Raw genomic sequence first — 25,284 nt, forward strand, 5'->3', positions numbered from 1 at the left:
AAGAACTGAATTCCTTCAGCTCGTTTTTATATCAATCATTTTATTATTATTTTTCTATCCAATGTCGAAAGCAGCACTTCCGTTACCAAACTATTCTACTTTAGCTGTCCGATAAAGATTGTCCACCTTGTCTATGCTGTAAACTTTCAGTAGTAACAAGCATATTTGCTGCTGGCATTTGCACTTGATTCTTATGGAACATAGACATTAATTCAAATCTTACTTGTCTAGAAGTTTCAAAATAATCTTCTGGCTTTATTAAACCTGTAATACAAAATTCATATCCAACGTATTTCAGATTCGGGTTTAAATCTGTAACACCTACATATTTAAAAGGTTCAACAGCTTCATCCTCTACTTTATAAAGACTTGGGGCCAACTTTTCATTACAATTCACACAAACTTCCTCTAACAATTCCTTAACTCTTGTCGGATCTTCCTGATAACTTACCGTAATTCGTTCAATTACGCGCATCCAGCCTTTATTAAAATTTTGTATCGTTCTAATCTCTCCGTGTGGTATGGTAAGGAGTTTTCCTGACCATTCACGAATTTGCATAAAACGAATACTAATTTCCTCAATCGTTCCTGAGTTTGTTCCGTTAAAAGTAACAAAATCGCCAACACGAAACTCTTTGTCCGCTAATCTCGCAAAGCCTAATATAACATCTTTCAGCATCTGTTGTGCAGCAAAACCGATAACAACCCCCGCTATCCCTGCACCTGCAATGATACTTTTTATATCTACAAATTGGCTAATTAAATATATGATTAGACTAATGATAATGATATATCTAAAAATAGATCGAATCACACTTTGAATCGTTTGCTCTACCTCTTCATCAAAAAAGCTTGATTTCCTAAAAAACCAATCAATAATGCGGTTTATGACAAATGAAATAATGATTAGGACGAAAGCAAATAGTAAAAATCTTAAAAGTAAAAACTCTCTTACATAATTAAAAAATTCTTCAGTATACGTTAATAAACTCATCTAACCACTTCCTTACTAATTAAAAAATTCATAATCGTCTCAGTTTATTCTAGGAAAATCTATTATCTTCTCTAAAACGTCGCTACCCTTACTATGTATTTTGACTTTATTACTAATTCACTTTAAACAGTATGTCTAGATGTTCTTTTCCTTTCCCTTTAAATATACCCTTTTTAATAACCTAAAGGGAGCTAATCGTGAAATTTTTTAAGCGTTAAAACTTTATTCTACTCATTACGATTTCAACTAATTTATTCATTAACTAGATAAAAAAAGAGCTGAATTTATCAGCTCTTTTATTCGATATTAATTGTTGTTTTACTGTTTTTTTCTTCTTTCAATTTTGGCAATTCAATTGTCAGTACGCCATCTTTATAATTTGCTTTAACATTTTCTTCCTCAACTCGTTGAAAATTAAAGCGTCGAGTTACAGAACCTATAGAACGTTCTTTACGAATATATATGCCATTCTCATTTTTTTCTTCTACTTCATTATGATTAGTTGCTTGAATCGTTAATACATCTTGTTCAAATTCAACTTGAATGTTTTCTTTTTGAAAACCCGGTAAATCTGCTTTTACTGTATATTTATCAGACTGTTCATGAACATCTACTTTAAAAGTATCCATGTTGATCGGTTTAAAGAAAGCATCTGTCATCCCTTCTAATAAAGAAGGCCCAAAATCAAAAATACCATTTTGACGTTTTGTTATCTCTGGAAATAAATTACGCATATTTTTTCCTCCTTATTATTTATGAATGAAAGATTATCTCTTTCTGCCTTTATTATAACATTTGGTCAAAAAAGGTCAAAGATTTTGTTTGACCTTTTTTGATGTATATTTTACCAAATAAAACAAATAAGTTATATGACTTCTCTCCCTCTTATAAAGAGGAAAATATTCACATAACAACGAATAGTATATTTGCTCTTATTTTTTCTTACGGAGGTTACATACAATGGGGTATATTGAAGAACTTAGAAAAGTTGTCGGATCAAGACCACTCAATCTAGCAGGAGTTGCTGTAGCTGTTTTCAATGAACAAGGACAAATATTACTTCAACAAAGGCGAAATGGTATTTGGGGTGTTCCTGGTGGATTCGTTGAACTTGGTGAATCAACAGAAGAAGCTGGGAGACGAGAAGTGTTCGAAGAAACAGGGATTGAAATAGGAACCTTACAGTTAATAAGCGTATTTTCTGGAAAAGAATTTTTTGTAAAATTACCAAACGGGGATGAGTTTTATCCTATAACAATCGCATATCTTTGCAAAGACATTAAAGGCGGCTTGCTAAAAGCTGATGGGATCGAATCATTAAGTGTCCAATTTTTTGATTTTGATAAGCTACCAGAAAATATTAGCCCATTTATAAAAAAATTAATTGAGCAAAACCTCGTCTCAATTTAAACGTAAAAAGAGACCTTTTTTAAAGGCCTCTTTTTTTACTTCACTTCTGCGTTTAAACAAGATTTAAAATGCCCAAGTGCAAATTCATGCCCTTGCGCATTAAAAGATGCAACCGCCTTTTCATAAACTACAATTTTAAACCCTTTATTATAAGCATCTACTGCTGTATGAAGAACACAAATATCAGTACATACCCCTACAAGGTGAACCTCTTCAATTCCTCTTTCTCTTAACTTCATCTCTAAGTCTGTTCCTGCAAATGCACTATATCGCGTTTTATCCATGTAATATACATTCTCTGCATTTTTATATGTTTCGTACACATCTTGTAATTCACCAAACAAATCTCTTCCATTTGTACCCGTTATGTTATGAGGCGGGAATAATTTTGATTCAGGATGATATACATCATTCTCTTCATGTTTATCAATAGCAAAGACAACGTAATCTCCATTTTCGATATATCGCTTCGTTATATGTACAAGTTCTTTCTCAATTTCTTGACCGGGTTTTCCGCAAGTTAAAGCACCTTTTTCCGCTACAAAATCATATGTATAATCAATATTTATAAGAGCTCGTTTCATTACTATCTCTCCTTCTCCTGTTTCACAGTAAACAATAGAAAATTTGTTATTACGACATCGTATGTACTATTCGACATTTCAAATGAAATACCTACATTTTTCTTCTGAAACTTACCTTATTCCGAGTTTATCATATAATAGCTAAACAATGGTAAAACAAATAGACCCTATCGATAAGTCATAAATTTGATAATGGAACGTAACTTGCATCATAAACCAAATTACTGACATCATCATATTAATCAAGAAGATACAAATACACCAGTTCACCTCTTCAACCGCTTTTTCTGTCATAGTAGTAACAAGTGGTCTCTTCCTAATTTAATCATATTAGAAAACGAAACAAGTGATTCACTATTACAACCTCTAGTATAAATAAAAAGTACACTACTTTTTGAGTAATGTACTTTTTATTCTTCTTATGACGCTGGTTTTGTTTCGAATGTTGCTTGATTAAAACTAATAACCTTTCCTTTCGGATCATTGTTTTCATACTGAACTGCCGTAATCGTATGACTACCTGTTTCAAGCGTCTTTTCTTTTAATTGTACTGTTGTCTGTGTTGTACTAGTTACTTGATATTTATCTGCAAACACTCGATCTACAAATACGAATGTTTCTTTATCATTTTGAAAATTAGAGAGCTCTAATTCAACGTGTTGAATTAAAGTATCCTTTTTAATGAATACAGCTGGTATATTACCATTCTCAGAAGTACCGTCTGGTGTAATAACTTTTACTTTTCCTTCTCCGACTGGCACTGCTCCTTCAGGAAATACTACTATATTCTCATTACTTGCGTTTACAACTCTTTCTTCCTGCTTTGATTGCGCACCTTCTTTTTCTTGTGGAGCGCCGCAACCGGCTAATAACAATACAGACAATCCAGTGATTATGAATTTTTTCAAAATTCATCCCCCCTGTCATTTCATTATAATTTATTATACAAAAATAACTTTTAAATTTTAAGACTATTTCCAACACTTTCATGAACAAATAGAATCTTGCTCACGATTAATGTATCATACTTTCCCTAATAGAACATTAATTTTTTTTATGAAATAAATAGTAATTCCCTCTTATCTATCATTTTAGCCTAACAGATTAATTACATACCTATCCAAAATAAAAAGACATTGTTTATTCAATGTCCTTTTATTTTGAGCTTTAAAAAACAAATGTTGTAATCTCATCTACTTCTTTTCTTGGAAGTTTCTTCGGCTTATCTTTCGGAAAACCGAGTGATATAACCATATTTATTTGCTTTTCAGGCTCAATTTGTAAATATTGTCGTAGTTCATCTTGAGCTAACAATACCGGTCCTGTCATTGGGCATGTACCAAGCCCCTTCGCATGTGCAGCTAACATTAAGTTTTGTGCCGCTAAACAGCTGCTCTTAATTCCTTCTTCTTCCCAAACTGAATCTGGAACAAAAGCAATCGGATCAAATATCTTTTCACGAAACTTTGATTCATATGGCGTTGCCAAACATACGATTAATACTGGTGCCTCCGAGAAAGCTGTTGCATATGGTCCAAAAGAACGTGTAAGTAATTTCCCTGCTTTCTCTTCTCCGGTTTCTGCCGCTTTTGCCGCAAGTTTATGTAATGCATCCCATGTCATTTGTTCAATTTCTTTAATTTTCTCTCGGTTCATAATGACCAAGAACTCCCAAGTTTGTGAGTTCGTATCACTCGGTGCATAACGAGCACAATCAATAATTTCTTTTATATCACTAGTGGATACTTCTTGTTCTGTGAACTTTCTAACACTTCGTCTACCGTGAATTACTTCTTTAAAATCTTCATAATTCATACATTAAATCCCCTTTTTACAGCGTTTTCAAATCTTGTCCTATCCTTGAATTATATCATGAAAAAAAGCTGGAGTAATACCAGCTTTTTTCTTCAATATTAGTTCGTAACTTTAAACAAACGAATACTTTCTTCATATGCAACTTGGAGTTTCTTTGTAATCGGTCCTCTTTCGCCGTTCCCGAACTGCTCGTCACCAATTTGAACGACTGGGAATATTTCAAGTGGCGTCGCTGTGAAGAAGCATTCATCGGCCTCATACACTTCTTGAAGTGGAAATTCTCTTTCTTCTACTTCAATATGTAACTCTTTCGCTAATGTAATAACATAGTGACGTGTAATGCCGTGTAGAATGAAATTGTCAGCCGGATGTGTAATCAATTTATTATTTTTCACCATAAAGAAATTTGAATGACACCCTTCCGTTACAATTCCATCTCGTACTAATATCGCTTCTTGATAGCCTTGTTCGTTTATTTTATTTTTAATCATAATATTAGGTAGCAGGTTTAAGGATTTTATATGACAGAACTTCCAGCGTATATCCTCTTCTACAGTAACTTTTATTCCTCGTTCCATAGAAGCAATTGGTCGTGGAAAAGAAACAATGTTTGCAAAATATGTTGGTTGCATATTTGACTCATATACATGATTACGTGCTTGAACCCCTCTTGATATTTGCAAATATACATTCCCATCTTCCTGAAATTTATTTTTTTCAATCATTTGATATAACTCTTCCATTAACTCTTCCTTAGTAAACGGTGGAATTAATTTTATTTCTTCCATAGAATGAAAGAATCGTTCTAAATGTAAATCTAATAAATGTGGCTTCCCATCATATAGTCTGAATACCTCGTATATACCATCACCAAATTGAAAGCCTCTCTCCTCTAATGGAATCATCGGCTGTTCTTCCTTCGTATTTACAATTCTTCCGTTAAATAAAATCCAATCTTTATGAGTAGCTTTCATTTATTCCCACTCCTTTATTTCATGATTGTTTTAATTGTACAACTTATGCACGATCAAAAGAAGGAATTTTCTGTATTTTAACAAAATAAAAATTGCATCACCTATTTAAAGTGATGCAATTTTTATTTACTTCAGAAAATATTTTTCAATATCATCTAACATAAGATTTGCAGCTACAATACCACCTGCTGTATTCCAAATCACTTCATCTACTTGGAATACTTTATTCTCTTTAGAAGCCTGCAGTTGTTTAAAGAGTGGATCTTCTGTCCATTCTTTTGCTAATGTATTTCCTTCATTATTCTTATCCGCGTCTTTATCAGATGTGAAATAGAATAAATAATCCCCGTCCATATTTGGAATTTGCTCTTTTGTAATTCCTTTAATTGCAAATTCATCTTTATCTTGTAATGGTGGTCGTTTAAATCCAATATCATTTAATACAACACCTGAGAATGAATTTTTTTGATAAATACGAACGTCACCAGGGACGAAACGAATAATAGAAACTTTAGAGTTAACTTTATCACCTAATTTTTCTTTTATTCCTGCAATACGCTTTTTATAATCATTAAGAGCATTTTGCCCTTCTCTTTCTTTATTTACAGCTTTCGTATAAAGTGTAAAGTTTTCTTTCCAATCACCGCGTAATGTTTCAGCATATACTGTTGGCGCGATTTCTTTTAATTGTTCGTATATTTTTTCGTGACGCATTTTATTTCCGATAATTAAATCCGGCTGAAGCTTCATTACTGCTTCTAAATTAATGTCACGCTCAGTTCCTACTACTTTCGTATTTTTTAACCCTTTCGCTAAATGAGGATACCATTCATCACCAGCTCGTGGTTTCGTCGTTCCAACCGGCGTTACTCCAACAGATAAAAGTGCCTCAGCGCCCTCATTTGTTAAAACAACAACTCTTTTTGGCGTACCATTTACTGTCGTTTCGCCCATTGCATGTTTTATCGTATACGAATCTTTTGCTTTAGCTGATGTCTCATTTTCTTTCTTCTCTTCTTTACTACACCCTGCGATTATGATCGTTAGTAGCATAACGCAAAATATAAGTATATTTTTAGTGCGTGTCATAAGTCCTCCTAGTTGAAATTGATTATCATTTACATCTTAAAGATTAATGTATATCTCATACATTGTCAATAGATATATCAGAAAACTTTTTCAATATATATAATTTAGACCTCATTTTTATTCAAACTATTTTTATATTTATTTGCTACTCACATTTTTTATTCGTAACATGTGAAACATAAATGGACATAAGAAAGTAATTGTAAATCCAGTCAATACATAACGTAAATAATACATATCAGGTATGACTTTTTTTAATAGGAGCTGTACCACTAACAAAATACTAAGACCCAATACTGTTTTTACCACTTGCATTTTAAAATCATTACTTTCATTCATATTAATAAAATGATTCTCTAACATGATACCAATCGTAGAACCTGTCAAAACTCCTAGTAATTTAAGATTATCTACTTGGCTTGTCATAACATACATAATGAGTGAAACAGCCAATATAATTCGTTGTAACAATATAAATTTCCTATCACTTAATCCCATTGTTACCTTCGTATATAAATAAACAACTATGACACTAAATAAAACGGCACCTATTATATCACTGAGCCAATGTACACGTAAATATAGACGAGAAATAGAAACTAATATAATAAAAACAATACCAATGATCCAAATGATTCTCTTTTTACATAAAATCATAAATGAACCCCAAAACGTTGTTGCTAACTGCACGTGTGTACTTGGGAAAGAATAACTTGCAGCTGATTTTTCATATAAAGATTGAATTCCGTCGTATGTATACGGTCGCGGAATTTTCATAAATTCTTTTATCACTATCCCTATATATCCAGAGAAACAAAGCATAACAATCATATGAAATGCTTTTCTTTTAGAAACGCACCAATACGAAATTGAAATAACAATTAAATATAATGTTTCATTTGCAATAATAGATACAAGTTTAAAAAGTGCTGTAAGTACACTTCCCTCCAGACTGATCATCCATTCAAGAAATAACATATCAATATTAAACATACAAACACGATACCTCCCTAAAATTTAATTCTGCTATTTTTTAGCACTTCATATAAAGTGAAACTTTAATCAGCCCTAACCAATCGGACTTTTATGGGCAGCCCAATCCCCATCTAACTTCTTTGCTTTCGTTGAATTTTGAGGTGTGGGTCTTACTGCCCATTAAAGCGAGACAAACTAGTTGATTAACATTTCCAATTTATACACCCACTTACGTTACAGATTAAGAATATATAGTACCACATACTAAAAACAGATAATATGTTAAATCCTCTAATCATTTTTATAAATTTCAATGGAATTTTGAGTTTTATATACAAAGCCATTACAATTACAAATTAAAAAACCGCCTTATGTAAGGCGGTTTCTATCATTTTGTTTTAACCAATTTAAAATAAATATATACGATTGATAGTGAATATAACGTATGCAAAATAAAAGAAATAAAAGGGCTATTCCAGTGGTACTATACAGCAAACCAAACTTCAAAAAAATATTTAACAGCGGTGGAAAGTTCGTTATGTTTTGTAATGTAAGTAGCATACAAAACAAAAGGAAAAACACTGGGGCATATTGTAATTCATATGGCTTTCTCTTCTTATTCATTCTTTTTCGAATAAGCATATGGCTTAGCTCCGCTACTAAAAAACATCCTCCAATTAATACAAGACCAGAAGTCATCGTCATACACCCACCTGCCTTATATTTATCCCGCATAACTACTCATCGTTATATTTTCTTCACATATATTCCGTCTTCCACATTAAATCCAAAGCTCTCTATGAAAGATTTCGCTTGTTCTGTTAATTCCGTTTGTAATACCTTTATCTCTTTCACATTTCTTTCTTTCATCATCATTTCAAATGTAAAATACGTATTTGTCCCATAACCGTAACTTTGATAATCAGAGTGAATAATTAACTGAGATAAAACCGCAGTCTCCCCTTGAACACGATAATCTATTACACCAATATATGTATCATCGACTTTCACACAATACTGTACCTGTTTCTCACTTAAACTATGTGAGTAAAACATTTCTTTAACAACGCTTTCATTTTCTACAGTTACTTTTTCAAACGTAATCATATGTTGTCCATCCTTTTACTATTATTGTATCAATAATACGTCCTATTTATGAAAAAAACCTTAAGACCATATGCGATCTTAAGGTTTTTCTAATTAAACTAAGCTATACGCACGTTTCGTTTCTTCGTGGAACTTATTCGTATCGTATTTATGCTCAACATAAATTTGATGCCATACCATAAACGCAAGTACAGTCCAAATTTTACGGCTATAATCGCCTTTATCTGCACAATGTGCTTCCAGTAAGTTTAATACATACTGTTTGTCGATTAAATGCTCTGTTTTACTCTCGTTTATAATATTGATAGCCCAATCATGCATTTCGTCTTTTAACCAGTGACGAATTGGTACTGGGAATCCAAGTTTTTTACGATCTAATACGTGATCTGGAACGATTCCGCGTGCTGCTTCACGTAAAATAGCTTTCGTAGTTCCGTTAGCAATCTTAAATTCAGTTGGAATTTTAGATGCAACATCGAATACTTCTTTATCTAAGAACGGTACGCGAAGTTCTAATGAGTTCGCCATTGTCATTTTATCAGCTTTTAATAAAATGTCACCGCGTAACCAAGTGAACATGTCAATGTATTGCATTTTGCTTACATCATCATAATCTTTAATTTCGTTATACAATGGTTTCGTGATATCCATATAGTTAACACTTTCATTGTAATACTTCATTAATTCAGCTTTCTCTTCTTCACGGAAGATTTTCGCGTTTCCATAGTAACGCTCTTCAATTGGCGTACATCCACGCTCTAGGAAGCTCTTTCCTTTAAAGCCTTCTTTAAGAGCACCACTTAGTGCTTTTAGAACGCTCTTACCTGGGCTAGGAATGTAAGAGAACATTTTCAGTGAGTTTGGCTCACGATAAATGTTATAACCACCAAATAGCTCGTCTGCACCTTCGCCTGAAAGAACAACTGTTACATGCTTACGTGCTTCTTTTGCAACGAAGTACAACGGTACAGCTGCTGGATCTGCTAAAGGATCATCCATATGCCAAATGATTTTTGGGAACTCATCCATAAACTCTTTCGCTGAAATGAATACGTTATGGTTTTTAACACCTAATTTCTCAGCAGTTTCTTTCGCAACATCAACTTCACTGAAACCACGTTGCTCAAAACCAACAGAGAATGTTAAAAGATTTGGATTCATTTCTCTTGCGATAGAAGCGATGATAGATGAATCGATACCACCAGATAAGAATGAACCTACTGGTACATCACTGCGCATATGCACTTTTACTGAATCATATAACACATCACGAATTGCTTGGATATGCTCCTCTTTCGTTGCACTTGAAGCATTGAAATAAGGTTTCCAGTAGCGATGGATTTCCATCTCTTTACCGATTTCTTTTACGAAATAATGACCAGGTTCGATTTTATTAACATCAATTGTTAATGTTTCTGGCTCTGGACCATATTGGTACGTAAAGTAATGTTGTAATGACGTTGGGTTAACGCCTTTATCTTCCATCACATGCATAATACTTTTCTTCTCAGATGCGAAGAATGTAGTATCACCTTGTTGTGCGATGTATAAAGGTTTAATACCGAAGTGGTCACGTGCACCGAAAAGTTTCTTTTCTTCACGATCCCAAATCATAAATGCAAACATACCACGAAGGTAGTCTACACATTTTTCTTTCATATGTGCATACAATGCAATGATAACTTCTGTATCAGATTGCGTTGCAAACGTTGCACCTTTTTCAAGTAACATTTCACGTAATTCTACATAGTTGTAAATTTCACCATTAAAAATAATTACATATCGATCATTTTCATAAGTTAGCGGCTGATGTCCTGCCTCTAAGTCAATGATACTTAAACGGCGGAAGCCAAATTGTACATGCTCATCACGAAAATATCCTTCGTCATCTGGACCACGGTGGAAAATCATCGTGTTCATATTTTCAAATTGATGTTTTTCTGTTTCTGAAAACTCTCTAGGGTTTTCACATAAACATCCTACAAAACCACACATACTTCTTACCCTCTTTCAGTTTTCATTCTGTCTCTATACTACTATATCAACCCTATTTATACTAGCATAATCAACTGAATATGGCGACCAAAAACTATAAAAAAATCACTCCATTTCACATTTTTAACAATTTTTTATGAAAACATGAAAATTAGGCAATCACCTTTCTCCGCTTTTGTCATATGATATTGCAAATTGATTTCTAGGAGGGAATACCATGAGTGAAGAAAAAAAAGACTCTTCTCGCCCACCGGTTCGCAATTATTTAAAGCAAATTGATGATTTCTTCGAGCAAACACCACTTCGCAATGTAATTGCTGATTTAAATCATTTTTTCCAAAAAGGAAATCGTTTATTAACATTCCCTGTAGATTTATATGAAGTTGGTGAAGAACTCGTTGTTACAGCTGAACTACCAGGTATACAAAAAGAACAAATTCAAATTGAAATACAAAGTGAATACTTAAAAGTCTCTGTAAAAGAAGAGATACTTGAAGAGGCTGAAGAAGAAACTTCTCATAACTATTATCGCCGAGAACGTTCTATTTCAGAAGCATCCAGATTAATTAAATTACCGTACTCCATTAATAAAAAAGCAGCAAAAGCTTCGTATCAAAATGGCGTGTTAGAAATTCGGGCTCCAAAACTTCCACAGCAACATGACATTTTATCCATAGATTAATGTAAAAAAGAAGGGTGCTTTAATCTGCACCCTTCTTTTTATTCTGCTAATCGCTTCATATCACGTATAATGTCCTCATACGGCGTATTACTAATGCCACTGTACTTTTTCATTACTTTTCCGTTTTGATCAATTAAATAAAATGACGTACCATGTATCACTTGACCATTTTCAGGTTTATCTACAAGTGATTGGAAATTATCTTTTGAAAACTTTGTAATATCTTCTAACGAATAACCTGTTAACAAGTTCCAGTTACTTGTATCTTCTGTAAACTTTTGAATGAAAGCTTTCAAGTTTTCTGGCTTATCAAGGTCAGGATCTACGCTAAATGATACAAACTGAACATCTAATTTCTCTTCCTTTGCCATTTTCTGCAATTTCGCCATATTAGCAGTCATTGGCGGACAAACTGTTTGACAGTTTGTGAACATAAAATCTGCAACCCAAACTTTCCCTTTTAAATCTTTTGTACCAAATGGCTTTCCATCTTGATTTGTAAATTGGAAAGTTTCTAAATCCCAATTCAATGGTTTACGAAGCTTTGAACCTGATCCACTACATCCAGCAAGTACAAAGAGACAAAATACAACCATAAGACCAATTACTTTTTGATAACGCTTCATTTATAAACCTCTTTTCTCTATCCTAAATTTAAATAGGTTATGTTTATCATAACAAAAGTTAACACTACGAGAAAATTGTTTACTACATTTGTTCACGAAATCGTACGAATTTACGTATGTTACTTCTTTATTTCAAGCGAATTACTAGACAAAATAATTTTTTTACTATTATTTCTCTAAATAATCGTCGCAAAACTAATTCTATTGTTATTTTTGTAAATGCACCTTCCTGTTTTTTTACAATTATTTAAACATTCATCCATGTTATACACTGTATTCCTTAACAACATTTCGGTACAATACAATTACAACGATTTTAAATGAGGTGATGTTCATGGCAAAGCGCTATGAAAATATGGATAATGTGAGTACAAAAAAATCAATTCGCTCTTTTATACGCTGGCGTAAAGAACGAAAGCAAAACAAAAAAGATTTTTCTTTCTTAGTAGAACAATCACCCGTTAAACAAAGTGCATTTTTGCAAAGTAATATTGAAAAAACGACTGTCACATGGATTGGGCATTCTACTTTTCTTATCCAAACGAATGGACTTAATATACTAACGGATCCAGTATGGGCCAATAAATTGAAGCTAGTCTCAAGACTTACTGAACCTGGTCTTTCTATACAAGAACTACCTAAAATTGATATTGTCCTCATTTCACATGGTCATTATGATCATTTAGATTTTTCAACACTTCGCCAACTTAATGATGACGTATTATACTTAGTACCCATTGGGCTAAAAAAATTATTTACTCGTAAAAAATTCAATAATGTAGAAGAGTATAAATGGTGGGAAAGTACGACTATTGATGATGTTTCCTTTCACTTCGTACCTGCTCAGCACTGGACGAGAAGATCATTATTTGATATGAACACATCTCACTGGGGTGGATGGATTATTAAAAATGACAATATGGAAGAAACCATTTATTTTTGTGGAGACAGTGGCTATTTCCAAGGTTTCAAAGAAATTGGCAAACGCTTTTCAATTGATGTTGCCCTTATGCCAATTGGAGCTTATGAACCAGAATGGTTTATGAAAATATCTCACGTTTCACCTGAAGAAGCAGTGCAAGCTTATTTAGATTTAAATGCTACACACTTTATACCAATGCATTACGGAGCTTTTGCACTCGCTGATGAAACACCTCGCGAGGCAATAACAAGGCTTCGAAATAATTGGAATTTACGTATGTTACCGTGGGAACAACTGCATGTACTCTTTTTAGGTCAAACTTTCATTTATAATAGTGAAACACATTATAAGAAAGTGAATGAAAAAATTGAAACATTACATGTGTAACGTAACTACTGATTTTCTATATTCAACATATAATATAGAAAATCATAAAGGGTGTTTTTTATGAATGAATATTTACAGACTCGCTATATCATTAGCGGTAGTGCCTGTATAGCCCTTCTTATTTCTTACTTTCTATTCACATAAAAAAGCTACTTGAAATAAATTTCAAGTAGCTTTTTTATTACTCTGCTAAATACATAAATCCGATTGCACCCGGACCTGTATGAGTACTAATAATAGGCGTTGTAAAGAAAATTTCTGATTTAGCAAATCCACTTACTTTTTCAACAGCCGCTTTTACATTTTCAGCTAAAGGAATTGCTTTCGCATGCGGAATTGCCACAGCTTTTACAACTTTTCCAGCTGTATCTTCCTCAAATAACTTAGCTAACGTTTTTACAATTTGACCTTGGCTACGCACTTTCGTTACAGGGTTATAAACACCATCTTCAAGGCTAGCAATTGGCTTTATATTAAGTAGCGAACCGATAAACGCTTTTCCTTTACCGATACGCCCACCCTTCACTAAGTTTTCTAATGTATCTACTACTACATATAATCGAGTATTCTTCCTTACTTCATCTACACGTTTTAAAATTTCTTCTAGTGAGCGTCCTTCATTTGCCATTTTCGCAGCTTCAACTACTTGATATGCTAAAGCATGTGTAATAAATTGCGAATCAACAACTGTTACTTTTGTGTCGGTCATTGATGCAGCACTATTTGCAGTTGCCACAGTACCACTCATTCCACTTGTCATATGAATGGAAAGTACTTCACTTCCATCTTCCCCTAACTTGTCATACATTTCTACAAATGTACCCATTGCTGGTTGTGATGTTTTTGGTAGTTCCTCTGATTTAATCATTTCTTCAATAAATTCATCTGGTTGTAGATCAACGCGATCTAAATATGTTTGTCCATTTACAGAGATTGATAATGGTAGAACATGGATGTCATACTTCTCAATTACCTCTTGTGATAAATCTGCCGTTGAATCTGTTACAATTTTAATTTTTTGCATATTATATTCTTCCCTTTCCAATACGCTCTCCTTGTTATTATACTAGTATTCCCATTGCTTTCAACAATTTGAAACGAAATTTCATTAAATTAATTATATTTTTATATCTAAAATGAAAAAGACAGAGCTCTTAACCCTGTCCCCACTCTATATCATGCATTTTTTTCAAGAGTATTTGTTTTATATACATTTAAATAATCATTCCACTTCAAACAATTTTGTAAATATTCACGGAAAGAATACGAAAATCTTGGGTGTTTTTGTTTTTGAATTTTTGCAATAAATAATTGAAGACGAGACTGTATTAGAAACGATAATGGATGCTGCGCTTGTAGGACAGGGATTTCAAATATTTTAATACACTCCCCTGTTGAATGAGTGAAATAAAAACTTTTCGTAATCACAATATCAATCCTCTTTTTCATTGGATTTTTGAACTTCTTCTACTTTACGCTGTAACACGTTGTTTAAAGTGGCGACTCCCATGAATACAAAAGTATCCTTAGACAATCTCTGTAGTCCTTTTGGTTAGAAGATTTATACTCTATTCATCTTCACCTAATCCATCCCCCACCCTAAATTCCTAATAAGATAAGGACTCGTTATCCGTATATTGCTTAATATATTCAGTATAAACTTATAAAAGCGCAAAGTTTGTCTAAATTTTGGAGATTCTATAATTTTTTTCTTCTCTATATTGTATACGTTTATAACTAGAGTATAACAAATAAATAAAAAAAGTGCCTTTATAACGAGGCACTTTTCGACTGAATTTCTTCTTCTCTTTTCTTTTTTCGCTTACTCACAATCTTTGATAAAGCGATACTAATTTCATAAATACAAATAAGCGGTACCGCAACTAAACTATGTGATAAAAAATCTGGCGGTGATATACACGATGCAATGATAATCAATGCTACGTAAGCATACCTTCTTATTTTTATTAGAAATTCCGCCGTCAATAGTCCAATACTCGTTAAAAACATTACTACTACTGGCAATTCAAAAATTACAGCAAATGGAACTGTTAAATTAAGAACAAAATGAAAATACTTTTCTGTCGTAAACATCGTATTAAACATTTCATTACCTATCGTAGTTAAAAAATGAAATAAAAACGGCATTACAACAAAATATCCAAAGCATAAACCTGCAATAAATAATATAGACAATACCGGTATATACATTAACGTCATCTTTTGTTCATTTGCATGTAAACCCGGTTTTACAAATAACCAAATTTGTATAGCAGCAAAAGGAATTGTACAAACGATAGCAAATACTGTAGCAATCGAGAAAAAAATCCACAATACATCACTTGGACCGAGAACAGTTAATTTCATTGGTAAGTCTTTTACAAGCCAAAAATAAATATCCTTCGTAAAAGTAAACCCAACAATTAAAAATAGTACAAAGGATAACACGGTATATATTACTCGTTTGCGAAGCTCAACTATATGTTCTACTACACTCATTTCCCGATCTTCCATCTCGTTCACCACACTTTATTTATCCATTTCGAAGAAAATTCATTACATTTTTTCTTTCTTTTCCTTCTCTTGAAATGCATCATCAGTCAATTCTTTCGTTGATTTTTTAAATTCTTTTAACGTTTCCCCTAAAGCCTTTCCGATTTCCGGCAATTTTTTCGGCCCAAATAAAATAAGTACAGCTACTAAAATTAAAATTAATCCTGGAAAGCCAATATTTGAAAACATTTCTCCATCCCCTTTATTAGTAGATTCCTTGTCCTACTATTGCATAATTTTATTTTGTCAAAAAAGTTTGAAAACGTCAACAAAACCATTACCTTTTGTCAAAAAAATTCAAAAATATAATCAATTATACAAATTTCATTTTCTATTGCTCTTGTGTATGATATGGTAAGGGAAATGACATATTATTTTATAATAGTAGAAAGGATTGGCATTATGACTGAAAAAATGACACGAATGACCCAATTTGTAAAAGAAGAAATTGCAAATGCAATAACACATGGTATCGGTGCCATTTTAAGCATCCCTGCCTTAATCATATTGATTATTCATGCTTCTAAGCATGGTACCGCATCAGCTGTAGTTGCATTTACTGTTTATGGTGTAAGTATGTTCTTACTGTACTTATTTTCAACGTTGCTACATAGCATTCATCATCCTAAAGTAGAAAAAATATTTACTATTTTAGATCATTCAGCCATTTACTTATTGATTGCTGGCACGTATACTCCTTTTCTACTTATTACACTCCGCGGCCCATTAGGATGGACATTACTTGCTATTATATGGACCCTTGCAATCGGAGGTATCATCTTCAAAATTTTCTTTGTACGTCGCTTTATTAAGGCATCGACGCTATGTTATATCATAATGGGATGGCTCATAATCGTTGCTATTAAACCACTTTATGAAAATCTAACTGGACATGGTTTTTCACTACTTTTAGCAGGTGGAATTTTATATTCTGTAGGAGCTATATTCTTCCTTTGGGAAAAGTTACCTTTCAACCATGCCATTTGGCATCTTTTCGTATTAGGTGGTAGTGCGATGATGTTCTTCTGCGTACTCTTTTACGTCTTACCTACAGCATAATAAAAAAGGTTTCAGCTTAATGTAAGCTGAAACCTTTTTTATTACTTATGTAATTGTGATGCGATAACATCCTGTGTATACTTCGTTAACTCTTTAATATCCATAGTCGCATACTCTTCAGGTGTAATCGGCTTAGAAATTGTTACTGTTGCACGAGCTCGCTTCATACGATTTCCATTTGCTTCAAACATTTTATATGTCCCATCTAATGTTACAGGTAAGATTGCTACACCAGATTTTACAGCAAGATGAAAACTACCAGCCTTAAACTCTCCAACTTCCCCACCCTTACTTCTCGTTCCTTCAGGGAAAATTACGATAGAATGTCCATTCTTCAATAGTTCAATCCCATCTTTAATCGCTTGAAGTGACTGGCGGCGATTGCTACGATCCATAAATACACAATTCATAAGTTCCATCCAAGTTGGTACAACTGGGAACTTTTTAATCTCTGCCTTTGAAACGAAGCCAATTGGTTTATTTAAATAACCTAGTAAAACAGGGATATCCATATTACTCTGGTGATTACTTACAACTAGTACCGGCTTGTCTTTCGGAACATTTTCAAGTCCTTTAACTTCTACTGTTCCTCCAGCTACACGTACCATTTTCTTACCAAACCAATTTGTCGTTTTGTACACAGCATTATCTTTTTCTTGTGGCGACATCGTATTTACTTGTCTTTTAAGACGCCACATTCTCGGTGTAATCGCAATTACGATTAAAATTAAATAAAAGATTTTAAAAAACGTTTGAATCATACAGAACCCCCACCTATTATCATTCCGACCTTCATTATACTAGACAAACGAAGGAAAAAGAAGAAAAAATGTCCAAACAACAAGTGTTTGGACATTTTTAAGTATGATATATTAGAAACGTTTTGCTAATTCACGAGCATTAGCAATTGCTGCTTCTTTAATTTCTTGTGCTTTTTCAGGGTTTGCATTCATACCTTCAACTGCAATATATTCAGTATCATTTACACCGACAAATCCTAATACAGTTTTTAAGTGATTGCGTCCGAAGTCTACAGCTGCGTATGCTCCTTCAGAATATACGCCACCTGTTGCTTGAATGTGAAGTGCTTTTTTACCTTCTAACAAGCCAACTGGACCATTTTCAGTATATTTGAATGTTTTACCTGCGATTGCTACGTTGTCTAAGTATGCTTTTACTACTGGTGGGTAGCTAAAGTTCCACATTGGAGTTACAAATACATAACGATCTGCATTCATAAATGTTTCTAAGTTTGTGTTCATTGCTGCAACTTTTTGTTGTTGAGCTTCAGTTAAAGTCTCAAAGCCTTCACCTGCTGCAAATTTACCCCAAGCAGCGAATACATCTGCATCGATTGCTGGTACTGTAGTGTTGAATAAATCAATTGTTACAACTTCGTCTTGTGGATGTTCGTTTTTATAAGCTTCGATGAATGCTTCCCCTACTGCCATTCCGAAAGAACCTTCTGCTGAATTTGGATTTGCTGTAATAAATAGTACTTTTGTCATTGTATTCTCTCCCTTTTCTACATTTTATCTTTAATTTGAGATTTATAATTTGAAAGTAAATAACTTACCTTATGTAAGTATAATACAAAAAGTTTCATTCGATGTCAATAAAAAATAGCTACTTTTTTTTCGTAAGTTAATGATTTATTTTGTTTCCTAAAAATTCAGTATATAGATATTAAGAATTCTTTCATAGAAAAAGGCTAGCTCTACAAATTATAGAGCTAACCTTTTATTACATATTATTTTTGAAATACATGTTTTACTTTTTCAGCTGGAATATTACTTCCGCCTCTACCTTTTACATCTTCAATCATCATAGTAATAACCATATCTGGTGAATTTAAATCAAATGCAGCGAACCAGCCTAGTTCTTTTCCTTCAGCCTCTTTTGATACTTTTAATTCCGCTGTACCTGTTTTTCCAGCAAGAGTCATGCCATCAATTTTAGCAATTTTCCCAGTACCATCTGGATCATTAATTACTTTCGTCATAGCAGTTTTTAATATATCCTGATTGCCTTTTGAAATTACATTCTCTTTCCAAACTTTTGGTTGCTTATCTGTTTTAATAATATATGGAGAAGGTATGTTTCCATCATTAACAATTGGTGCGTACGTTAATGCTAGATGGAGTGGCGTCATTAATACTTGTCCTTGTCCATAACCTGTGTCTGCCATTTGAATATCATTTTTAATACTATCATTTGCGATTTTAGAAGCTGGGAATCCATATTCAATTGGTAATTTCTCATCGAATCCGAATTTTTTCGCTTCACTCATAAATTTGTCTTTCCCGATCTTCAAAGCTTCTTGTGCGAAATAAATATTATCCGAGTATTTCATCGCCTTATCAAAATCAATCGGATTTGCATCTTTTACACGCGTTACATAATAATTACCCCAAGAAGAATCTTTTGTCCATTTCAATCCTTCAATTTTTAACTCTTCTTTTGGATCAATCGTTTTCGTTTCAAGACCAATTGCTGCTGTAATAGGCTTAAATACAGAACCTGGAACTGATAATTGTGTAAATCGATTCGTCATCGGTTTTTTCGGATCATTATTTACCGCATCACGTTGCGCTTTTGACGCCCCTCTTGTAAGGGTATTTGGGTTATAAGCTGGTGTGCTCACAAGTGCAAGTGTTTCTCCAGTCTTTGGATTAATTGCTGCACTTGATCCTACCTCATTTTTCATTTCATTATAAATTTCGCTTTGAACTGCACTGTCAATCGTTAAAGTTACATTTTCTCCATCAACAGCATCTGTTTTTGCTAAATTTTTAATTTCTTTTCCTTGTGCATCTTCTACGAAGACACGACCACCTTTTTTACCGCGTAGCTTTTCTTCCAGTACTTGCTCTAAACCGGCTTTACCTACTGGATCATCTGCTTGATAACCTTTCTTTTGTAACGTTTTTAAATCTTCAGCATTCACTTTTCCAATATAGCCAGTAAGATGTGCGGCTTCTTCTCCTAATGGATATGAGCGAACATTTACTGGTTTTGTTGCAACACCAGGTAAATCTATGTACGTATTTTGTGTTGCTCCTTCAGGCAATATTCCAATTGGTACAAGGTAATTTGGTTTTACCCATTTAGCTGCTAGTTTTTGATCAATTTCTTCGACAGACATATTTAGTAACTTCGCTACCGTTTCTTTCGTTTGCGGAGCTGTATCCCCTAATTTTTCAGGAATCAATCCGATTTCAGAAGCTTTACCATTTACCGCAAGATATTTACCGTTACGGTCATATATTTCTCCGCGCTTCGGCTCTGTCGTTTGCATACGCACTTTACTATCTTTCGTCATACCTGGGAATATAAAATCAGGAGTCCAATCTATTTTCCAAGATTCTTTATCTCCATCCTTTTCTTTCACCATTTTTGCTTCATGGGCAAAATTGATTTTACCACCAACAGTATCCATGCTTACTTTAAAAGGAACAGGACCTTCATCTTTTTTATCTTCTTTTACTTCTCCTGCTTCTACTTTTAAGTTTTTCACTTCAATGCCAGAATAAATTTTTTCATATTTCTCAGTGAACTCTTTCTTTGAAATATCTTTTTTTGCCTTTTCTGATAATTGATCATACATTTCTGCAAATTTTTGTTTATTCCATGCTTTTGCATATGTATCAAATGCTTCTTGTGGTTTTTCTTCTTTACCACATCCGACTAACATGAATGTTAAGCAAAGAAAAAGAATCCCCCATATCTTTCTCAATCGATTCTCCTCCTCTTTCTCTCTTAATACTCTTGAAAATTTTAGCATTTTCACATGCTACCTTTCATTATAGCACTATCGAATCTCATCTATAAACCTATATTGATGGATATAAATAAAAAGATTGATGCGAATATTCACATCAATCCTTATTATTATTGTTGCTTTTCATATACATGATAATAGTACGTATACGGATTTTTTTCATCCGTTAAACCTTTTTCAACAAAAACTTCTTTCCAATTTGTCATATCCATTTCTGGGAAGAATGTATCTCCTTCAAATGCATGATGGATTTTTGTTATATATAACTTGTCTACATAAGGTAAAAAGAGATCATAAATTTGTGCTCCGCCAAAAATAAAGATCTCTTCTTCATTTTTGCATAGCTCAAATACTTCTTCTACAGAATGTGCTACTTCACATCCTTCAACATGATACCCTTCATTGCGAGTTACAATAATATTACGTCTTCCAGGCAGTGGTCTACCAATCGCTTCATAGTTCTTTCTTCCCATAATAAGCGGATGACCCATCGTTGTTTTCTTTACATATTGTAATTCACTCGGTAAGCGCCAAGGTAAATTATTATCTTTACCAATTACTCTATTCTCGTCCATTGCGACCATAAATGAAACTATCATCTTTTCATCTCCTCTACAATTACACTGCAACCGGTGCTTTAATTGCTGGGTGTGGATCATATCCTTCAATTGTTAAATCTTCCATTTCAAAATCGAACACAGATTTCACATCTGGATTTAATATAAGTTTCGGGAATGGACGTGGTTCACGTGCCAATTGCTTTTCTACTTGTTCAAAATGATTCGTATAAATGTGTGCATCTCCAATTGTATGAACGAATTCTCCTACTTCAAGTCCACATTCATGTGCAATTAAATGTGTTAGTAACGAGTAACTTGCAATGTTAAATGGAATTCCAAGGAATATGTCACCACTTCTTTGATATAGCTGACAAGAAAGTTTGCCATCTGCTACATAAAATTGGAATAACGTATGACAAGGCGGTAATGCCATACTTGGTACATCTTCAGGATTCCACGCAGAAACAATTAGGCGACGCGAATCTGGTGTTTTCTTAATCATTTCAATTACATCTTTTAATTGATCGAGTGTCTCACCAGCTGTCGTTTTCCAAGCACGCCACTGCTTACCGTATACGTCTCCTAAATAACCATATTTATTTGAGAAATCATCATCTTCTAAAACGTTCTTTTTAAACAATTCCATTTGCTCATCGTACTGAACTTTAAATTCCTCATCTTGTTGTGAGCGAAGACCGAAATCAGTCATGTCAGGACCCGTATACTCGTCACTTTCTACCCAACTCTTAAATGCCCATTCATTCCAAATGTTGTTATTATGCTGCAATAAATAACGAATATTTGTATCACCTTTCATAAACCAAAGTAGCTCACTTGCTACAAGTCGAAACGGCACTCTCTTTGTTGTTAATAAAGGAAAACCTTTACTTAGATCAAAACGCATTTGATATCCAAATACAGATACAGTGCCTGTCCCTGTACGGTCTTCTTTCTTCGTACCATGCTCCATTACATGGCGGCATAAATTTAAGTATTCATTTTCAGCATGTTTCATATGTAGAAAAACCTTCTTTCAAATCTCTAGTCTATATGGATTTTATCATAAATTTAATGCTAACAGATTGAACAAACTAAATTTATAAAAAAACATTTCTATACTTAACAAAATTCTACTTCTGTATGTTCTTACAAAATCTAAATTCATATGCGCCTGAACCTAATTTCATTTCAGGCATATCACTTGACCTCCAATCATCTTCCACTATTCGTAATGTAGCAGATGTATTTGTTGGCACATCAACGTTTAATACTGCTTGTCCATGTTCTACACGCCAATCAATTTTAATTTCCCCATATGCTGTTTCACGCTTAATACAAACCCAATCTAGATTAGAATTAAAATGAGGCTGAATATAAAAATGTTTATATGCTGGTTTTGTTTCATCCACTTCTAATCCAATAATATATCGGTATATCCATTCAACGATAGAACCATATGCGTAATGATTGTACGAATTCATACTATCATTCCAAAGGGTTCCATCCTCTTTCACACCATCCCAATGTTCCCAAATCGTTGTGGCACCTCGTTTCACTTGGTATAACCATGATGGATAATCTTCATGAAATAGAAGCTTACAAGCAAGGTCATGACGGTTAAACTTGCTTAATATTAAATTTAAATACGGTGTTCCTATAAAACCTGTTGTTAAATGATTTTTATTTGCTTTTAAAAGCTCAATTAATCGATTAAATACTTTCTCCTTCACATTATCTTTCACTAGTTCAAAAAGAAGTACTAATATGTGGGCTGTTTGGGTATTTGAAATTAACCTACCATTCGGTGTAACAAATTCATTTTGAAACGCTTGAACAATATTTCCATGTAGCTCAGCATAAAACTTAGCATCTGTATTTTCACCTAAAATCTCAGCAACCTTTCGTAAAAGCGATGTAGAATACGCGTAATAAGCTGTCGCAATAAAATGCTTGTCTGTTCCGCCTTCATATACATCAGGTTTCGTATCTAATGCGAGCCAATCCCCTAAATGATAGCCTGTATCCCATAAATACTCATTTTCACCTTGTGAACGTATGTAATCTATATACTTCTTCATACTGTTATATTGCTCTTTTAAAATGGATACATCTCCGTAATGTAAATAGTGAACCCATGGACAAATAATTGCTGCATCGCCCCAACCGCCAGAAGTATGTAAATCAAAATCCGCTCTTTTCCCAAATGCATCTGGAATAACTAATGGCACAGCTCCATTCACATTTTGATCTAATGATAAATCTTGGAGCCATTTTTTAAAGAACAATTGCACATTCATAATTTGCGTAGCTGTCCCAATAAACATTTGTGCATCTCCTGTCCATCCAAGTCGATCATCTCGCTGCGGACAATCTGTTGGCACATCAAAGAAGTTCCCTCTTTGAGACCACTCCACATTATGATGAAGTTGATTGATTAATAGATTAGACGTTTCAAATGCTGTTGCTTTTTCCATATCTGTATGTAATACACACCCTTCAAAATCTGCTATTTGAGGGGGCTGGGTTAATCCACTTATTTTCACATATCTAAAGCCTTGATAAGTAAAATGAGGTTCAAACGTTTCCTCCTCTTCTCCTTTTGCTATATACACTATTTTTTGTTTTGCCTTTCGGAGATTCCCAGTATAAAAGCAACCGTCTTTATTTAATATTTCAGCATGATGCAATTCTATCTTTTGTCCAGTATAAACATGACGGACTTTAAACCGAACCCAACCTACCATATTTTGCCCCATATCAATAAGCCATTCATGATTGGGTAGTTTTGAAATAGCGATTGGTTTTATAATTTTCACTTTACGAATCGCTTCATTTTCCTGTGCAACAATTATTTGTTTGGAATGCTCAATTACTTCACCATCTTCTAGCACTTGTTCACTTTCTTCTAGCCTAGCGTCATAAACTTCTCCTTCATAAATTTCCGAATACAAAATAGGGCTTGGAGTTACTTTCCATGTTTCATCTGTTACAATTTTTTCTTTCGTTCCATCTTCATACGTGATATGTATTTGAGCAATTATCGCACGTCTTTTCCCGTAATAATTACGTACATGCTGCATAGTAATCGGCCCTTTATACCAGCCGTTACCTACCAGAGTAGAAATATCATTATACCCAATCTTTAATACATGCGTTATATCATATGTTTGATACAATATCCTTTTATCATAACTTGTCCATCCAGGGGTAAAATAACAATCTCCAATACGCTCTCCATTTATAGAAGCCTCGTATAATCCTAAACTAGTCATATATAAACGTGCTTTTTTAACTAATTTTTTAATAGAAAAGCTTTTATGAAAAGACATAACTTGCGTGCGTTCTTTTTTCGCAGCAATCCATTTTCCGCTCCAGTTTTGCCCTTGTAATCCAGTCTCCCAAAATGCTACTTCTGACCAAGGTGATTCTTCTCCGTAATTATCCCATACCTTCACTCGGTAAAAATAGCGTGTTTCCGTACTATATGAAAACGAATTAATTGGTATATATAAACTTTGATCTGTTTCTACCTTCTGTGAATCGAATACTATAGTTTGAAACCCTTTATCCTTCGCAACCTGCAATTGATACGCAAGTTGTTTTACATTTCGTTTACTCGACTCGATTTGCCAACTAATTTTAACAACTTTCGAATCTATACCTATCGGATTATTTTTATTATCACAGAGCAATTTTTTTATTGTTAGCACACTTCTTCACCCTCTTTTCTAAATCTTAATTTAAATTAATTATAATAAAAGTAAAATTCTA

The 25,284-nt window shown here is 33.5% G+C and carries 27 protein-coding genes; 4 read left to right on the forward strand and 23 right to left on the reverse strand.

The window, feature by feature from the left end; translation table 11 throughout:
• Window positions 1-100: 100 nt before the first annotated feature.
• Together QCI47_RS16805 and QCI47_RS16810 are read right to left on the reverse strand one after the other, a co-directional pair.
• Complete coding sequence (locus QCI47_RS16805; protein ID WP_000055418.1) at window positions 101-994, reverse strand: mechanosensitive ion channel family protein; 894 nt, start codon at window positions 992-994, stop codon at window positions 101-103.
• 296 nt (window positions 995-1,290) lie between these two features.
• Window positions 1,291-1,728, reverse strand: a complete 438-nt coding sequence (locus QCI47_RS16810) for an Hsp20/alpha crystallin family protein (RefSeq protein WP_309422755.1) — start codon at window positions 1,726-1,728, stop codon at window positions 1,291-1,293.
• Window positions 1,729-1,954: 226 nt separating this feature from the next.
• Here QCI47_RS16810 and QCI47_RS16815 point away from each other — a divergent pair, with 226 nt between their 5' ends.
• Window positions 1,955-2,404 carry an NUDIX hydrolase gene (locus QCI47_RS16815; RefSeq protein WP_000540517.1) on the forward strand — a complete coding sequence of 150 codons (450 nt, stop codon included), beginning with the start codon at window positions 1,955-1,957 and terminating at the stop codon, window positions 2,402-2,404.
• Between the two features lie 35 nt (window positions 2,405-2,439).
• Here the strand turns inward: QCI47_RS16815 and QCI47_RS16820 are convergent, their stop codons facing one another.
• The 10 genes from QCI47_RS16820 to asnB all read right to left on the reverse strand — a co-directional run bounded on the left by QCI47_RS16820 (window position 2,440) and on the right by asnB (window position 10,943).
• Window positions 2,440-2,988 (reverse strand): cysteine hydrolase family protein, encoded by a 549-nt coding sequence (locus tag QCI47_RS16820; RefSeq protein ID WP_000816786.1) that lies wholly within the window; start codon window positions 2,986-2,988, stop codon window positions 2,440-2,442.
• Window positions 2,989-3,129: 141 nt separating this feature from the next.
• The gene (locus QCI47_RS16825) at window positions 3,130-3,282 is read right to left on the reverse strand and encodes a hypothetical protein (RefSeq protein ID WP_168770395.1); all 153 of its coding nucleotides are present in this window, start codon (window positions 3,280-3,282) and stop codon (window positions 3,130-3,132) included.
• A 125-nt stretch (window positions 3,283-3,407) separates the two neighbouring features.
• A complete protein-coding gene (locus tag QCI47_RS16830) occupies window positions 3,408-3,896 on the reverse strand; it encodes a putative periplasmic lipoprotein (RefSeq protein ID WP_000713485.1) in 489 nt (162 codons plus the stop codon).
• A gap of 259 nt (window positions 3,897-4,155) precedes the next feature.
• Window positions 4,156-4,803, reverse strand: a complete 648-nt coding sequence (locus QCI47_RS16835; RefSeq protein ID WP_001105307.1) for a nitroreductase family protein — start codon at window positions 4,801-4,803, stop codon at window positions 4,156-4,158.
• A gap of 98 nt (window positions 4,804-4,901) precedes the next feature.
• Window positions 4,902-5,777, reverse strand: coding sequence for a D-amino-acid transaminase (gene dat / locus QCI47_RS16840; protein WP_000648363.1), 876 nt, complete (start codon window positions 5,775-5,777; stop codon window positions 4,902-4,904).
• 126 nt (window positions 5,778-5,903) lie between these two features.
• On the reverse strand, window positions 5,904-6,866 hold the full coding sequence (locus tag QCI47_RS16845; protein WP_061130869.1) for an ABC transporter substrate-binding protein: 963 nt from the start codon (window positions 6,864-6,866) through the stop codon (window positions 5,904-5,906).
• 138 nt (window positions 6,867-7,004) lie between these two features.
• Window positions 7,005-7,859 (reverse strand): phosphatase PAP2 family protein, encoded by an 855-nt coding sequence (locus QCI47_RS16850; RefSeq protein ID WP_309422756.1) that lies wholly within the window; start codon window positions 7,857-7,859, stop codon window positions 7,005-7,007.
• A gap of 351 nt (window positions 7,860-8,210) precedes the next feature.
• Window positions 8,211-8,540: a hypothetical protein gene (locus QCI47_RS16855; protein ID WP_000200476.1), complete on the reverse strand. Its 330-nt coding sequence runs from the start codon at window positions 8,538-8,540 to the stop codon at window positions 8,211-8,213.
• Window positions 8,541-8,588: 48 nt separating this feature from the next.
• A complete protein-coding gene (locus QCI47_RS16860; protein ID WP_000627529.1) occupies window positions 8,589-8,948 on the reverse strand; it encodes a GNAT family N-acetyltransferase in 360 nt (119 codons plus the stop codon).
• Between the two features lie 93 nt (window positions 8,949-9,041).
• Window positions 9,042-10,943, reverse strand: a complete 1,902-nt coding sequence (gene asnB, locus QCI47_RS16865; RefSeq protein ID WP_000333816.1) for an asparagine synthase (glutamine-hydrolyzing) — start codon at window positions 10,941-10,943, stop codon at window positions 9,042-9,044.
• Window positions 10,944-11,160: 217 nt separating this feature from the next.
• Between asnB and QCI47_RS16870 the strand changes: the two genes are divergently transcribed.
• Window positions 11,161-11,625, forward strand: a complete 465-nt coding sequence (locus QCI47_RS16870) for an Hsp20/alpha crystallin family protein (protein ID WP_001288083.1) — start codon at window positions 11,161-11,163, stop codon at window positions 11,623-11,625.
• 38 nt (window positions 11,626-11,663) lie between these two features.
• Here the strand turns inward: QCI47_RS16870 and QCI47_RS16875 are convergent, their stop codons facing one another.
• Complete coding sequence (locus tag QCI47_RS16875) at window positions 11,664-12,251, reverse strand: SCO family protein (protein WP_000833353.1); 588 nt, start codon at window positions 12,249-12,251, stop codon at window positions 11,664-11,666.
• Window positions 12,252-12,585: 334 nt separating this feature from the next.
• Here QCI47_RS16875 and QCI47_RS16880 point away from each other — a divergent pair, with 334 nt between their 5' ends.
• The gene (locus tag QCI47_RS16880) at window positions 12,586-13,560 is read left to right on the forward strand and encodes an MBL fold metallo-hydrolase (protein WP_001129618.1); all 975 of its coding nucleotides are present in this window, start codon (window positions 12,586-12,588) and stop codon (window positions 13,558-13,560) included.
• 181 nt (window positions 13,561-13,741) lie between these two features.
• Here QCI47_RS16880 and QCI47_RS16885 read toward each other — a convergent pair whose 3' ends face one another.
• The 4 genes from QCI47_RS16885 to QCI47_RS16900 form a co-directional block, all read right to left on the reverse strand.
• Window positions 13,742-14,584, reverse strand: a complete 843-nt coding sequence (locus tag QCI47_RS16885) for a DegV family protein (RefSeq protein ID WP_025991670.1) — start codon at window positions 14,582-14,584, stop codon at window positions 13,742-13,744.
• A 152-nt stretch (window positions 14,585-14,736) separates the two neighbouring features.
• A complete protein-coding gene (locus QCI47_RS16890; protein ID WP_000629015.1) occupies window positions 14,737-14,988 on the reverse strand; it encodes a DUF2535 family protein in 252 nt (83 codons plus the stop codon).
• Window positions 14,989-15,330: 342 nt separating this feature from the next.
• On the reverse strand, window positions 15,331-16,074 hold the full coding sequence (gene tatC, locus QCI47_RS16895) for a twin-arginine translocase subunit TatC (protein WP_000390137.1): 744 nt from the start codon (window positions 16,072-16,074) through the stop codon (window positions 15,331-15,333).
• 42 nt (window positions 16,075-16,116) lie between these two features.
• The gene (locus tag QCI47_RS16900; RefSeq protein ID WP_000492443.1) at window positions 16,117-16,302 is read right to left on the reverse strand and encodes a twin-arginine translocase TatA/TatE family subunit; all 186 of its coding nucleotides are present in this window, start codon (window positions 16,300-16,302) and stop codon (window positions 16,117-16,119) included.
• Between the two features lie 213 nt (window positions 16,303-16,515).
• On the opposite strand from QCI47_RS16900, the gene trhA reads away from it, so the two are divergent.
• Window positions 16,516-17,172 carry a PAQR family membrane homeostasis protein TrhA gene (gene trhA / locus QCI47_RS16905; RefSeq protein ID WP_000136887.1) on the forward strand — a complete coding sequence of 219 codons (657 nt, stop codon included), beginning with the start codon at window positions 16,516-16,518 and terminating at the stop codon, window positions 17,170-17,172.
• A 41-nt stretch (window positions 17,173-17,213) separates the two neighbouring features.
• On the opposite strand, the gene QCI47_RS16910 is transcribed toward trhA, so the two are convergent.
• The 6 genes from QCI47_RS16910 to QCI47_RS16935 form a co-directional block, all read right to left on the reverse strand.
• Window positions 17,214-17,933, reverse strand: a complete 720-nt coding sequence (locus tag QCI47_RS16910) for a lysophospholipid acyltransferase family protein (RefSeq protein ID WP_000616592.1) — start codon at window positions 17,931-17,933, stop codon at window positions 17,214-17,216.
• A 111-nt stretch (window positions 17,934-18,044) separates the two neighbouring features.
• Window positions 18,045-18,680, reverse strand: coding sequence for an FMN-dependent NADH-azoreductase (locus tag QCI47_RS16915; RefSeq protein ID WP_000170029.1), 636 nt, complete (start codon window positions 18,678-18,680; stop codon window positions 18,045-18,047).
• Window positions 18,681-18,922: 242 nt separating this feature from the next.
• Window positions 18,923-20,908: a penicillin-binding protein 3 gene (gene pbpC / locus QCI47_RS16920; RefSeq protein ID WP_001227220.1), complete on the reverse strand. Its 1,986-nt coding sequence runs from the start codon at window positions 20,906-20,908 to the stop codon at window positions 18,923-18,925.
• A gap of 155 nt (window positions 20,909-21,063) precedes the next feature.
• A complete protein-coding gene (locus QCI47_RS16925; protein WP_000637198.1) occupies window positions 21,064-21,552 on the reverse strand; it encodes a dihydrofolate reductase in 489 nt (162 codons plus the stop codon).
• Window positions 21,553-21,571: 19 nt separating this feature from the next.
• Window positions 21,572-22,528: a thymidylate synthase gene (locus QCI47_RS16930; protein WP_000679598.1), complete on the reverse strand. Its 957-nt coding sequence runs from the start codon at window positions 22,526-22,528 to the stop codon at window positions 21,572-21,574.
• Between the two features lie 115 nt (window positions 22,529-22,643).
• The gene (locus tag QCI47_RS16935) at window positions 22,644-25,223 is read right to left on the reverse strand and encodes a family 78 glycoside hydrolase catalytic domain (RefSeq protein ID WP_309422757.1); all 2,580 of its coding nucleotides are present in this window, start codon (window positions 25,221-25,223) and stop codon (window positions 22,644-22,646) included.
• Window positions 25,224-25,284 lie beyond the last annotated feature (61 nt).

Origin of the sequence: Bacillus cereus group sp. RP29, from assembly GCF_040459765.1 — a bacterium.
In the GTDB taxonomy this organism is placed as follows: domain Bacteria; phylum Bacillota; class Bacilli; order Bacillales; family Bacillaceae_G; genus Bacillus_A; species Bacillus_A paranthracis.